11 protein-coding genes, 1 tRNA gene and 1 pseudogene are annotated in these 12,751 nt (G+C 74.3%); 7 read left to right on the top strand and 6 right to left on the bottom strand.

Features of this window, described 5'->3' with window-relative positions; translation table 11 throughout:
* Window positions 1–87: 87 nt before the first annotated feature.
* Window positions 88–1,419 carry an NAD(P)/FAD-dependent oxidoreductase gene (locus tag ACGFZ2_RS11835; RefSeq protein ID WP_393452634.1) on the top strand — a complete coding sequence of 444 codons (1,332 nt, stop codon included), beginning with the start codon at window positions 88–90 and terminating at the stop codon, window positions 1,417–1,419.
* A gap of 95 nt (window positions 1,420–1,514) precedes the next feature.
* Here the strand turns inward: ACGFZ2_RS11835 and ACGFZ2_RS11830 are convergent, their stop codons facing one another.
* Window positions 1,515–3,353, bottom strand: a complete 1,839-nt coding sequence (locus ACGFZ2_RS11830; RefSeq protein WP_393452631.1) for a hypothetical protein — start codon at window positions 3,351–3,353, stop codon at window positions 1,515–1,517.
* Between the two features lie 102 nt (window positions 3,354–3,455).
* On the opposite strand from ACGFZ2_RS11830, the gene ACGFZ2_RS11825 reads away from it, so the two are divergent.
* The 4 genes from ACGFZ2_RS11825 (at window position 3,456) to ACGFZ2_RS11810 (ending at window position 5,749) form a co-directional block, all read left to right on the top strand.
* A tRNA-Leu gene (locus ACGFZ2_RS11825) sits at window positions 3,456–3,536 on the top strand.
* A 111-nt stretch (window positions 3,537–3,647) separates the two neighbouring features.
* Window positions 3,648–4,463: a Bax inhibitor-1/YccA family protein gene (locus tag ACGFZ2_RS11820; RefSeq protein WP_393258660.1), complete on the top strand. Its 816-nt coding sequence runs from the start codon at window positions 3,648–3,650 to the stop codon at window positions 4,461–4,463.
* A 151-nt stretch (window positions 4,464–4,614) separates the two neighbouring features.
* Window positions 4,615–5,373, top strand: a complete 759-nt coding sequence (locus ACGFZ2_RS11815) for a Bax inhibitor-1/YccA family protein (protein WP_393452628.1) — start codon at window positions 4,615–4,617, stop codon at window positions 5,371–5,373.
* Window positions 5,374–5,428: 55 nt separating this feature from the next.
* Window positions 5,429–5,749, top strand: a complete 321-nt coding sequence (locus ACGFZ2_RS11810; RefSeq protein ID WP_393452625.1) for a hypothetical protein — start codon at window positions 5,429–5,431, stop codon at window positions 5,747–5,749.
* Window positions 5,750–5,797: 48 nt separating this feature from the next.
* Here the strand turns inward: ACGFZ2_RS11810 and ACGFZ2_RS11805 are convergent, their stop codons facing one another.
* The 3 genes and pseudogenes from ACGFZ2_RS11805 to ACGFZ2_RS11795 all read right to left on the bottom strand — a co-directional run.
* Window positions 5,798–7,060: an acetyl-CoA C-acetyltransferase gene (locus ACGFZ2_RS11805; RefSeq protein WP_393452622.1), complete on the bottom strand. Its 1,263-nt coding sequence runs from the start codon at window positions 7,058–7,060 to the stop codon at window positions 5,798–5,800.
* A 125-nt stretch (window positions 7,061–7,185) separates the two neighbouring features.
* Window positions 7,186–7,989 carry an SGNH/GDSL hydrolase family protein gene (locus ACGFZ2_RS11800; RefSeq protein ID WP_393453640.1) on the bottom strand — a complete coding sequence of 268 codons (804 nt, stop codon included), beginning with the start codon at window positions 7,987–7,989 and terminating at the stop codon, window positions 7,186–7,188.
* A pseudogene (locus tag ACGFZ2_RS11795) lies at window positions 7,978–9,038 on the bottom strand (SGNH/GDSL hydrolase family protein); the annotation flags it as partial. The pseudogene ACGFZ2_RS11795 and the gene ACGFZ2_RS11800, both read right to left, overlap by 12 nt.
* Before the next feature lie 148 nt (window positions 9,039–9,186).
* Here ACGFZ2_RS11795 and ACGFZ2_RS11790 point away from each other — a divergent pair.
* Together ACGFZ2_RS11790 and ACGFZ2_RS11785 are read left to right on the top strand one after the other, a co-directional pair.
* Window positions 9,187–9,543, top strand: coding sequence for a YkvA family protein (locus ACGFZ2_RS11790; RefSeq protein ID WP_357692304.1), 357 nt, complete (start codon window positions 9,187–9,189; stop codon window positions 9,541–9,543).
* Between the two features lie 78 nt (window positions 9,544–9,621).
* Complete coding sequence (locus ACGFZ2_RS11785) at window positions 9,622–10,992, top strand: cystathionine beta-synthase (protein WP_350703322.1); 1,371 nt, start codon at window positions 9,622–9,624, stop codon at window positions 10,990–10,992.
* A 91-nt stretch (window positions 10,993–11,083) separates the two neighbouring features.
* Here ACGFZ2_RS11785 and ACGFZ2_RS11780 read toward each other — a convergent pair whose 3' ends face one another.
* A complete protein-coding gene (locus ACGFZ2_RS11780) occupies window positions 11,084–11,593 on the bottom strand; it encodes a GNAT family N-acetyltransferase (protein ID WP_393452618.1) in 510 nt (169 codons plus the stop codon).
* A complete protein-coding gene (locus tag ACGFZ2_RS11775; protein WP_393452615.1) occupies window positions 11,590–12,519 on the bottom strand; it encodes a ribonuclease Z in 930 nt (309 codons plus the stop codon). Before ACGFZ2_RS11775 ends, ACGFZ2_RS11780 begins: the two co-directional genes overlap by 4 nt.
* Between the last annotated feature and the right edge of the window lie 232 nt (window positions 12,520–12,751).

Raw genomic sequence — 12,751 nt, 5'->3', positions numbered from 1 at the left:
AGTTGCGCAGGTCACAGGGGTTGTGCTCCGTCACAGAAGAGGGGCGCGATCGGGATTAGCCGGGCCGCGCCGGGAAAGATAGATGACGTGAATCCGAAGCGGATCCTTGTGGTGGGTGCCGGGCACGTCGGTCTCTACGCGGCCCTGCGCCTGTCGAAGAAGCTCAGCTCCCGTGAGGCTGAGGTCATCGTGGTGGACCCTCAGCCCCACATGACCTACCAGCCCTTCCTGCCCGAGGCCGCGGCCGGCAACATCTCGCCCCGGCACTCCGTGGTGCCGCTGCGACGCGAGTTGCGGCGGTGCAAGGTGGTGGCGGGCGCCGTGACGCGGATCGACCACGACCGCAAGACCGCCGTCGTGCAGCCGATCAGCGGCCCGACCCGGGAGATCCCGTACGACCACGTCGTCGTCGCCCCCGGCTCGGTCTCGCGGACGCTGCCGATCCCCGGCCTGCACGAGCACGGCATCGGCTTCAAGACCATCGGTGAGGCCATCTACCTGCGCAACCACGTGCTGGACCGGCTCGACGTGGCCGCCGTCACGCCGGACCCGGAGGTCCGCCGGTCCGCGCTGACCTTCACCTTCGTCGGCGGCGGCTATGCCGGCATCGAGGCGCTCGCCGAGATGGAGGACATGGCCCGGGACGCGCTGAGGTACTACCCGGAGCTCAAGCCGGAGGACATGCGCTGGGTGCTGGTCGAGGCGACCCAGCGGGTGCTGCCGGAGGTCGACCGGGACATGGGCGCCTACACGGTCCAGCAGCTGCTCAAGCGGAACATGGACATCCGGCTGGACACCCGCCTGGAGTCCTGCGTCGACGGGGTGGTGAAGCTCTCCGACGGCGACAGCTTCCGCTCCGACACCATCGTCTGGACGGCCGGCGTCAAGCCGTCGCCGATGCTGGACGCGACGGACTTCCCCCGCGACGAGCGGCGCCGGGTCACCTGCCTGCCGACCCTCCAGATCGTCGACGGCGACCGGGCGGTCGAGGGCGCCTGGAGCGCCGGTGACTGCGCGGCGGTGCCGGACCTGACCAAGGAGCCGGGCAACTACTGCTCGCCGAGCGCCCAGCACGCGGTCCGCCAGGCCGCCCGGATGGCCGACAACATCGCCAACGTGGTGCGCGGCCGGGAGCCGGTGGAGTACAAGCACAAGCACGCCGGCAGCGTGGCCAGCCTCGGCCTGCACAAGGGCGTCGCCCAGGTGTACGGGATCAAGATGACCGGCTGGCCGGCCTGGTTCATGCACCGGACGTACCACATGAGCCGGATCCCGTCGTTCAACCGGAAGGTCCGGGTGGTGGTCGACTGGTCCCTGGCGTTCTTCCTCAAGCGCGAGGTGGTCGCCTTGGGCCAGCTGCACGACCCGCGCGAGGAGTTCGCCGAGGCGTCCCAGCCCGCCGGTGCCAGCCGGTCCTGACCGAGCACCACCGCAGGCCCCTCCGCTCGAGCGGAGGGGCCTGCGGCCTGTGTGGGCGGGTTCACGCCGCGCCGCGGCGGGCGGGCGGGCGCCGGTCAGACCCGCCAGATCCAGGCGTCGGCGATCCGGGTCGACGGCCCGTAGAGCTGCTCCAGCGTGCCGCGCAGGCTGTCGGCGTGCGGGGTGTCGACCGCCAGCGCGACGCAGGAGGCACCCCAGAAGTCGGCGTCCTTCGCGGCCTGCCGCCGCTGTTGGTCCCCGATCACCGGCTGCCCGCCGCGTCTGGCGACCTCCGTCAGCAGGGCGGACGTGGGCAGCTTGTAGGTGCCCATAGCCGCCGTGCCGCCCCGGCCGTACGGGCCGATGAAGAAGCCCTCCGGCATGCCGAACGCGGCGTCGGCGGCGGTGGCCCAGCGCATCGGCCACGGCTCCTGCGGCGTGGCGAGCGGCACCGGCACCAGCACCCCGCCCGGCTCGACGCACTGCCGCCAGTGGCCGGCCGTGACGAACTCCGGCACCGGCGGGCGCTCGGCGGTGGGCAGCGGGGCGGGCAGCAGCGGCAGCAGCGCCACGCCGACCGCCGCCGGGACCAGCCGCCGGGCCCGGCCCGCGCCGCGCAGCGCCCGGTCGGCCGCGAGCACCAGCAGCGTGGCGATCAGCGGGAGCGTCGCGAGGGCGAACCGCATCGGCAGCGCGCCGTCCACCACGGGCAGCCCGGAGAGCAGTGTGTACGGCCCCGGCACGGCGGTGCGCTCACCGTCGAGCACCACCCGGGGGCCGAGCGACAGCGCCCCCATCGCCAGCGCCCCGACCACGCACGCGACGGCCAGCGGGCGGCGACCCAGCCAGACCGCGCAGGCGGTGGTGACCAGCAGCAGGGGCCACCCGAGGAAGGTGTTGTACTCGGCCGGGCCGGTGGTCAGCCGGGCGGCTCCGTCGCTGCCGACCACCGACAGCGGCGACACCGTCCACCAGCTGCGCAGGTCAGCCGAGAAGTAGTGCGGGCTGAACATGCCGTCCGCGACGCCCTGCGGCCCGGCGAACTGGAACCACAGCGGCCAGGCCAGCACGAGCAGGGCCAGCCCGGCGGCGAGCACCATCCCGCCGGCGAAGCCGGGCAGGGCGCGGCGGGCCAGGCCACGGTCCGTCACGGCGTACGTGACCGCCATCACCAGCAGCGTCAGCGCGCAGAGGAAGAGCACCTCCTCGCCGATGAAGACCTGCGCCGTGACCGCCGCCGCCAGGCCGACGGCCGAGCTGACGACCCGCCGGCGGTCCGGCCCGTCGGTGGTGACCCGGCCGGCGGGGTCGGCGGCGCGCAGCAGCCGGACCACCAGCCAGACGATCACCGGGACCAGCCACTGGGCGGTCATGTGCAGGTGGCTGTTGGTCTGCGAGACCATGCCCGGGCCGAAGCCGCAGAGGGCGGCGCCCAGCGCGGCGGCGACCCGGTGGGCGCCCAGCGTCCGGGTGAAGAGCAGATACCAGGCGACGGCGGTGCCGGCCAGGTTCGCCAGCGCCAGCAGCGCGAAGGTGACCGGTGCCCCGAGCAGCAGGGTGACCGGGGCGAGGAGGATCCCCAGCGCGATGACCGTGGTGTTGGTCATCAAGTTCACCCCGTCCGGCGCGTTGAGCCGGTCGGTGAGCAGGTCGAAGTCGCCGAGCAGCGCCCGCGCGTCGACGGCGAGGAACCACTCGTAGAGGGCCTGGTCCGCCGGGTTCAGCGCGAGGACCCGGGTCGTCGGGTCGGGCCAGAGCCCGTGGGTGAGCCAGCCGGCCAGCGCGACGAAGAGGAGCCCGACCGTGACGCCCGCCCGGTGCCGGGAGACCGTCGTCAGCAGGCGGGCCGGCGAGAGCCGGCGCGGCAGCCGGTCGGCGGCGAGGACGGCCTGGTCAGGGGCGGCGTCGGGGGCCGTGGGGGCTGCGCTGCTCACGGCCTCGACCCTAGTGCGACCCGGGCGTCGGGGTACGCCGGGTCGCCGCCGACCGGCTACCGTGACACTGCACCAGGCGTGTCGACGCGCCCGGTGTCACCCGCCCGGGTGGTGGAACGGCAGACACGGCCGCCTTAAAAGCGGCTGCCGCAAGGCGTGCGGGTTCGACCCCCGCCCCGGGCACCCCACCACTCTCAGCATCCGCTCAGCTTGGCGATCACCACGCGGCTGCCCTGGGCGTTTACTCTTGAGGGGCACGTTCACGTGCAACGACCCCCTGAGGGAGGCCTGACAGTGAAGACTTCGAACCCGGTGCTCGCCCGGCTCGGCCAGGCGGCCGAGCGGGAGCGTTCCGCCGGGTACGCCCCGACCGGGCCCTATGGACAGCCCGGCTACCCCCAGCAGTACCCGACGGAGGCCGGCTACCCGGCGGCTCCGCCGGCCGTCAACACCATGTCGGTCGACGACGTGGTGGTCAAGACCGTCACCCTCCTCGGCATCCTCGGCGTCTCCGCCGCGGCCGCCTGGGTGCTGGTGCCGGACGCCCTGCTCGGTGCCGCCTGGATCGGCGCGGCGGTGGTCGGCCTGGTGCTCGGCCTGATCATCTCGTTCTCCCGGATGGCGAACCCGGCGCTGGTGGTCGCGTACGCCGTCGTCGAGGGCGTCTTCGTCGGCATGGTGAGCAAGTTCTTCGACTCGCTCTACGACGGCATCGTGCTCCAGGCGGTGACCGCCACCTTCGGCGTCTTCTTCGTGATGGCGATGCTCTACAAGGCGAAGGTCATCCGGGCGACCCCGAAGTTCGTCAAGGGCATGATCGCCGTGATGGCGGGCCTCTTCGCCGTCATGATGATCAACCTCGTGCTCGCGCTCTTCGACATCAACACCGGCCTGCGTGACGGCAGCCCGCTGGCGATCGGCTTCAGCCTGGTCTGCATCGTGGTCGCCTCGCTGAGCTTCGTGCTCAGCTTCAAGGAGATCGAGGACGGCGTCCGGATGGGCCTGCCGCAGCGCTACTCCTGGGTCGCCGCCTTCGGCATCCTGGTGAGCCTGGTCTGGCTCTACATCGAGATCCTGCGCCTGCTGAGCTACTTCCAGGGCGACGACTGACCGTCGTCCGCGACCGACCGGAGCCCGTCCCCGCTGCCGCGGGGGCGGGCGCCGTCGTTTCCGCATCCGCGCCGGTCCCGGCGTTTCGCGCCGCCGCCCGGCCGCCGGGGGCAGAGTGACTGCGTGGGGGTACGCCGAGCAGGGAGGCGACGTGCGCAGCAGCAACCCGGTGCTCACCCGGTTCGACGAGACCGTCCGGGTGCAGAGCCGGGTGCTGGGCGCCGGCGACCCGGAGGCGATGACCGTCGACGACGTCGTGGCCCGTACGGTCGGGCTGCTGCTGCTCACCGGGGCCACCGGCGCCGCGGCCTGGGTGCTCGTGCCGCCGGCGGCGTGGCTCCCCGCCGCGCTGGCCGGCACCGCGCTGGCCGGGATCGCGCTGGTCGTGGTCATCTCCTGGCGCGGCATCACCAACCCGGTGCCGATGGTCGGCTACGCCCTGCTCCAGGGGCTGCTGCTCGGGGTGGCCAGCCGGGCCTTCGAGTTGGTCCACCCGGGCGTCGTCGTCCAGGCGGTCACGGGCACCTTCGGGGTCCTCCTCGGCATGGCGCTGCTCTACCGGGCCCGCCTCGTCCGGGCCACGCCTCGGCTGGCCCGGCTGGTCGTCGGCACGCTGTTCGGGATCGTCGTGCTCAGCGTGGTCAACCTGCTGGCGTACCTGGTCTCCGGCCGGCAGGGGCTGGCGGTCTACGGACTGACCGGCGAGGTCGGCTGGTTGCCGTACGCCTTCTCGGTGGTGGCGATCGTCGCCGGCGCGTTCAGCTTCGTCCTCGACTTCGACCTGGTCGAGCGCTCGGTACGCGACGGCCTGCCCCGCCGCTACGCCTGGCTCTGCGCGTTCGGCCTGCTGACCGGCCTGGTCTTCCTCTACTGGCAGTTCCTGCGCCTGCTCGGCTACCTGCGCCGCTGACCCGGCCTCCACCCGCCCGCCCGCGCCCGGCAGGGTGGGTCCGTAGACTCGGGCGGTGAGCGCAGGGGAGCTGAGCCGGGCGGTGGACCTGCTGGTCCGTCAGGTCGGGCACTGGCAGCAGCCGCGCTGGTCGGCCACGGCCGCCGGCGGCAACGTGTCGCGTGCCGACCTGGTGCACCGGCTGGTGCAGGAGGTCGCCAACCTGGCCGCCGACGCCGCGGGCGAGCCCCGGCGGGTGGTGCCCCGGCTCGACAACGACCTCGCGCTGCCCGACCAGCTCCGGGTGGTGGCCGCCGACCTGGTCGCCGCGGCCCCGCCGCCCCGGGCGCTGGCGCGGGCCGCCGCCGAGGTGACGGCGACCCGCGAAGCGCTCTAGGCGTTCTCCTCCCGGTCCCGGCCCGCCGGGGCGGGCCGGGCTCCGGGGTCAGCTCAGGCGCTCGATCACCATGGCCATGCCCTGGCCGCCGCCGACGCACATGGTCTCCAGGCCGATGGTCCTGTCGTGCCAGTCGAGGGCGTTGAGCAGGGTGCCGGTGATCCGCGCGCCGGTCATGCCGAACGGGTGCCCGACGGCGATGGCGCCGCCCATCACGTTCAGCTTCTCCAGCGGGATGTCGAGCTGGCGGTACGAGGGGATCACCTGGGCGGCGAACGCCTCGTTGATCTCCACCAGGTCGACGTCGTCGATGGTCATGCCGGCCCGCTCGAGTGCCTGCCGGGTGGCCTCGACCGGGCCGAGGCCCATGATCTCCGGCGACAGGGCGGTCACGCCGGTGGAGACGATCCGGGCCAGCGGGGTGATCCCGAGGTCCTTCGCCTTCTGGGCGCTCATGACCACCACGGCGGCCGCGCCGTCGTTGAGCGGGCAGCAGTTGCCGGCGGTGATCCGGCCGTCCGAGCGGAACACCGGCTTCAGGCCGGAGACCGCCTCCAGGGTGACCCCGGGCCGGGGGCCGTCGTCGGTGCCGACCACCGTGCCGTCCGGCGTGGTGACCGGGGTGATCTCCCGGGCCCAGAAGCCGTCGGCGATGGCCTTCTCGGCGAGGTTCTGGCTGCGTACGCCGAACTCGTCCATGTCGGCGCGGGTCACGTCGTGGACCTGGGCCAGGTTCTCGGCGGTCTGCCCCATGGTCAGGTAGATGTCCGGCAGCTCGCCCGCCTCGCGCGGGTCGGTCCAGACCGGCGCGCCGCCCTGGGCGCGGGCCTTCGAGCGCTCGGCCGCCGCCGCGAAGCGCGGGTTCTCCCAGCCGCCGCCGACCAGCGCCTGCGCCTCGGGCGGGAGGCCGTCGGAGTTGCCGCGGGCGTACCGGGAGACGGTCTCCACGCCGGCGGAGATGAAGACGTCGCCCTCGCCGGCCCGGATCGCGTGCATCGCCATCCGGGTGGTCTGCAGCGAGGACGCGCAGTAGCGGGTGAGGGTCGCGCCGGGCAGGGTGTCCAGGCCCATCAGGGTGGCGACGACCCGGGCCATGTTGAAGCCCTGCTCGCCGCCGGGCAGGCCGCAGCCCAGGTAGAGGTCGTCGATCTCGGTCGGGTCGAGCTGGGGGACCTTGTCCAGGGCGGCCCGCACGATGGTCGCGGCGAGGTCGTCCGGGCGGACGTCGCGCAGGGACCCCTTGTGCGCCCGGCCGATGGGGGAGCGGGCGGTGGCGACGATGACGGCGTCGCGGGACGACTCAGTCGGCATGGAGCCAACGTTAACCCGTCGGTAACTTCGCGCGGAAGCTGGCGGCCGACCGGGAAATGTCACGTCCGGCGGGGGCGCGACGCCCGGCGGGCCAGCGGCGGGACGCGACCGCGGCGGCCGGCGGGTCAGCGGCGGGACGCGACCGCGGCGGCCGCCGCGACGGCGGGCAGCAGGGCGTGCGCCCAGACCCGGTAGCCGTCGGCGGAGGGGTGGTAGCCGTCGTGGCACAGGGTGCCCGCGTCGGCGCGGAACACCGGACCCGTCTCGGTGGCCAGGTCGACCACCGTGCCCCCGGCGTCGAGCACCGCCGCCGTCTGCGCGCGGGCGACCCGCCGCCCGGACCAGCCGACCAGGTGCCGCAGCGGCGGCGCGATCGCGCGTACGGCGCCGAGGTCGGGGCAGGTGCCGACGACCACCTCCACCCGGGCCTCGCGGAGCCGGTGCACGGCCGCCGCGAGGTAGGCGGCGGCCTCCGCCGGCCGACGCAGGGTGGTGGCGTCGTTGGCACCGATCAGGATCACCGCCACGTCGGGGCGCTCGCCGAGCAGCGCTCGGGCCACCTGGGTGGCGAGGTCGGTCGAGCGGGAGCCGGAGACGCCGACGCTGGACAGGTGCACCTGCCGGCCGTTCGGGCCCTCGGCGAGCAGGTTGGCCAGCTGGCCGCCGATGGTGTCGTCGAGGCGTTCGACCCCGACGCCGAGGGCGGACGAGTCGCCGAGCAGCACCAGCCGCACCGGCGGGGCGCTGGCCCGCCCGACCGTGGCGCGCAGCGCCAGCCCGAGCTCCGGCTGGGCGTAGTGGCGGTGCCGGGCGACGAAGGCCTGGCCGGCGAGGACGGCGGCGCCGCCGACCGTGCCGGCGATCAGGGAGAGCGTCGCGGCCCGCCCCAGTCGACCGGCGAGCCCCGAGGGGATGAAGCGCTCGCTCATGCCAGTCCCTCCAGTGTGGGTGAGTCGGCGGCGGGGCCGGGTTGCGGCACCGCGCCGACACCGAAGAAGGCCCGTCGGCGCAGCTGCGCCCACCGACCGGCGGGGCCACGGTCGCGCCCCCGCACCTGGGTGCCGCTGACCTCGGTGCCCGCGTGCCGAGCGGCCTCCTGGGCGGCCGCGGGGAGCGAGCGTACGCCCTCGCCCCGGGCCGGGGTAGTGCGCCGCTCCTGCCCGGCACCCAGCGCGGACAGCACGGTCGGCAGCAGCGCGGCGGCGGCCACGGCGTAGCCCTCCGCCGAGGGGTGGAACCGGTCCCAGGCGAACATCCGGGTCGGCTCGGCGGTGAACCGGGGGCCGAGCAGGTCACCGAGGGAGACCGTCCAGCCGCCGGCCTCGACCACGGCCACCGTCTGGGCGGCGGCGAGCTGCCGGCTCCAGCGCCGGGCCAGCCAGCGCAGCGGCGGCTGGATCGGGCGGATCGCGCCCAGGTCGGGGCAGGTGCCGACGACCACCTCGCAGCCGGCGGCGCGCAACGTGCGGACCGCCTCGACCAGGTAGCGCACCGCCAGGCCGGGCGGCGTGCGGTTGGTCACGTCGTTGCCGCCGATCAGGATCACGGCGACGTCGGGCCGGCACTCCAGCGCCGCCTCCACCTGGTGCTTCAGCACGGCCGAGATGGCGCCGACCACCGCGAACCGGTGCAGCCGGACGGGCCGCTGCAGGCGGCGGGACAGGCCGGTGGCGAGCAGGGCGCCCGGCGTCTCCCGGCGGCGGTGCACGCCGTAGCCGGCAGCCGACGAGTCGCCCAGCACGACCATGGTGACCGGCGGGCCGGGCAGCTTCGCGCCGTAGACCCCGTCGCAGCGGGGCGGCGGCGCCTCGGCCATCGGGATCGTGCGGCGGGCCTGCCGGGCCTGCCCGAGCAGCACGCCGCCGGTCGCCACCGCGGCGGCCGCCGTGGCGCCCGTGCCGATCGCCGCCAGGCGGGCGATCTGCCGAGCGCGCTGCCAGCGCGAACCAACCGGGACGGCGGAACCAACGACCCCCATGCAGCGACATTATCGCGCCGGAACGACACGCCGCCGTCGTCGTGTCGGCTCGCGGGTGGCTGGAAGACGACCGTCCTGGGTACCTGTTCCGGTGACCGGGCGACAGTTGCGCCGGCACGTCACCCTGGCACGCGGAGAGGGGCCGAACATGGGGAAGACATTGAAGCGGAGCGCCGCGTTCAGCGCGCTGGCGAGGGCGCTCGCGGCGGGGTCGCGGGGCGGGCCGTCGCTCGGGGCACGGCTCGCGGCGCTGCCCCGGATGATCCGGGCGACCACCCGGGGGGAGTACGACGGCGGCCTGCGGCTGGCCCTGATGACCGCAGCGACGGCGTACATCGTCTCGCCGATCGACCTGCTGCCGGAGATCCCGCTGGCGATCTTCGGGCTGGCCGACGACGCGGTCATGGTGACCTGGCTGGCCGGCAGCGTGCTCGCCGAGACCGAGCGGTTCCTGGAGTGGGAGGCCCGCCGCAGGTCCGTGATCCCCGGGCACGTGGTGTCCTGAACCGACGTACCCTGGGGCGTCGAGAAAACGTCTGCCCGGCCGCCGCCGGCGGCGCCGGAGGAGAAGGGCAACAACGAGGTGCGGTACTACGACAACGTCGTCGAGCTGATCGGCAACACCCCGCTGGTACGGCTGCGCAACGTCACGGCCGGCATCCAGGCCACCGTGCTGGCGAAGGTGGAGTACCTCAACCCGGGCGGGTCGGTGAAGGACCGGATCGCGCTGCGGATGGTGGAGGACGCGGAGAAGGCGGGCATCCTCCAGCCCGGCGGCACGATCGTCGAGCCGACCAGCGGCAACACGGGCGTCGGCCTGGCCCTGGTGGCCCAGCTCAAGGGCTACAAGTGCGTCTTCGTCTGCCCCGACAAGGTCAGCCAGGACAAGCAGGACGTGCTGCGGGCGTACGGCGCGGAGGTGGTGGTCTGCCCGACCGCCGTGGCGCCGGAGGACCCCCGTTCCTACTACAACGTCTCCGACCGGCTGGCCCGGGAGATCCCCGGCGCCTGGAAGCCCAACCAGTACAGCAACCCGGCCAACCCGCGCTCGCACTACGAGACCACCGGCCCGGAGCTGTGGGAGCAGACCGGGGGCGGGCTCACCCACTTCGTGGCGGGCGTCGGCACCGGCGGCACCATCTCCGGCATCGGCCGCTACCTGAAGGAGGCGTCGGAGGGCCGGGTCAAGGTCATCGGCGCCGACCCGGAGGGCTCGGTCTACTCGGGCGGCACCGGCCGGCCGTACCTGGTCGAGGGCGTCGGCGAGGACTTCTGGCCGGAGACGTACGACCGGGGCCTCGCCGACGAGATCATCGAGGTCTCCGACAAGGCGTCGTTCGAGATGACCCGGCGGCTGGCCCGCGAGGAGGGCCTGCTGGTCGGCGGCTCCTGCGGCATGGCCGTGGTGGCCGCCCTGGAGGTGGCCCGCAAGGCCGGCCCGGACGACGTGGTCGTGGTGCTGCTGCCGGACAGCGGCAAGGGCTACCTGTCGAAGATCTTCAACGACACCTGGATGGCCCGGTACGGCTTCCTGGACAACTCCGGCACGGAGCCGACGGTCGCCGACGCGCTGGCCAACAAGCCGGGCGGCCTGCCCGAGCTGGTGCACGTGCACCCGACCGAGACGGTCCGCGACGCGATCGACTACATGCGCGAGTACGGCGTCTCGCAGCTGCCGGTGCTCAAGGCCGAGCCCCCGGTGGTGACCGGCGAGGTGGCCGGCTCGATCGCCGAGAAGGACCTGCTCGACGCGCTGTTCACCGGTCAGGCGCACCTGCACGACACGATCGAGCGGCACATGGCCGAGCCGCTGCCGATGATCGGCGGCGGGCAGCCGGTGAGTGAGGCGGTCGGCCTGCTGGAGAAGTCCGACGCCGCCCTGGTGCTGGTCGACGGCAAGCCGAAGGGCGTCCTCACCCGGCAGGACCTGCTCGCCCACCTCGGCGCCCGCTGACCCGGACGACCCCGCGAGGGCCCTTCCCCGGCAGGGGGGAGGGCCCTCGCGGGGTCTGCCGCGCGGGACGGGCGGTGACGCCGGCCGCCGGTCAGAGCGGTCGGTCGTACCGGAGCTGGGGCACGACCACCGGGCCGAGGTGCTCGTTCCGTGCGGTGCCGGTGCGGACCCAGCCGCCGCGCTCGTAGAAGCGCCGGGCGTGCGCGTTCGACGCCAGCACCCACAGCACCGCCCGCGACCAGCCACGCGAGCGCATGGCGTCCAGCGCGTCGACCATGAGGGCCCGCCCGGTGCCCCGGCCGCGCTCGGCCGGGTTGAGGTGGAGGGCGTTGAGCAGGCCCGTCGCCGGGTCGCCCTCGTCGTCGGGGCCGAGGTAGCTGAAGCCGACCAGCCGGCCGTCGCGTTCGGCGACGGTCATCCGGTGGTCGTCGCGCTCCCACCCCCACCGCTCGGCCCAGTACCGCCCCATCGCCTCCGGCCCCGGCTCGGCCAGCGCCTCGGGCGGGACGAACGACGCGTACGCCGCGACCCGGGACCGCTGGTGCAGGGCGCCGACCGGCATCAGGTCGGCGGCGGTGGCGGGGCGGAGGGTGACCGTCACCCGGCCGAGGCTACCCGCCGGGGCGGGACCTGCACGGTGGTCAGGTCCTCGGCGATCACCAGGTCGCCGTCGAAGTGCGCGCGGGCCTCGTCGGCGAAGCGGGTCGCGTCCGCGTACCGCTGCGAGAAGTGGGTGAGCACGAGTCGGCGTACGCCCGACTCGGCCGCCACCCGCGCGGCCTGGCCCGCCGTGAGGTGGCCGACCTCGGCGGCGAGCGCGGCCTCCGAGTCGAGGAAGGTCGACTCGATGACCAGCAGGTCGGCGTGCTCGGCGAGGGCGTAGACCTCGTCGCAGAGCCCGGTGTCCATCACGAACGCGAACCGCTGCCCGGGCCGGGGCACGCTCACCTCCTCCCGGGTGACGCGGCGCCCGTCGAGGTCGAGGTGGCCGACCCGGTTCAGCTCCCCGACGGCCGGCCCGGCGATGCCGTACGCGGCCAGCTTCTCCGGCAGCATCCGGCAGCCGTCCGGCTCGACGAGCCGGTAGCCGTACGTCTCGATCGGGTGCCGCAGCCGGCGGGCCTCCAGCGTGCCGACGCCCAGGGTGATCCGCTGCCCGTCGGCCTCGATCGGCTCGACGCGCAGCTCGGCGGTCTCGTGGAAGGAGCTGGCGTGCCGCAGCCGGGCGAAGTATTCCGCGCCGCCGGCCGGGAAGTGCACCGCCACCGGGTGCGGCACCCGGTCCAGCGAGAGCCGCTGGATGGTGCCGGGCAGGCCGAGGCAGTGGTCGCCGTGGAAGTGGGTGACGCAGATCCGGGTCAGGTCGGTGGCGGTGACCGTGGAGTGCAGGAGCTGCCGCTGGCTGCCCTCGCCCGGGTCGAAGAGGATCACCTCGTCGTCCCAGCGCAGCACGTACCCGTTGTGGTTGCGCTGCCGGGTCGGGGCCTGGCTGGCCGTTCCGAGCACCACCAGCTCGCGCATCGACACGGTTGACCTCCGGCTGCGTCGACCACCCGGCCCGGAAAAGGGTCGACCCCCGGGGCTTCCGCGCTCGCGCGCGGGCCGGCTGGACTGGGCCGGCACCCCGGGGGTCGGGTGGCTGTCGTGGATTCGCCGCACCGCTGCCACACGGTCTCGACGATGGTGCCTGTGCCCGCCTCGCGGCGGACGAGTTTACTGTCGAGGACAGCGGCTAGCGGACAGCCACCTCACGAGTCCG

This window comes from Micromonospora sp. NPDC048063 (genome assembly GCF_043202855.1).
Lineage (GTDB): Bacteria > Actinomycetota > Actinomycetes > Mycobacteriales > Micromonosporaceae > Micromonospora.
The sequence above is the reverse complement of the archived record's forward strand: the minus strand, read 5'-3'. Positions and strand labels throughout refer to the sequence as shown.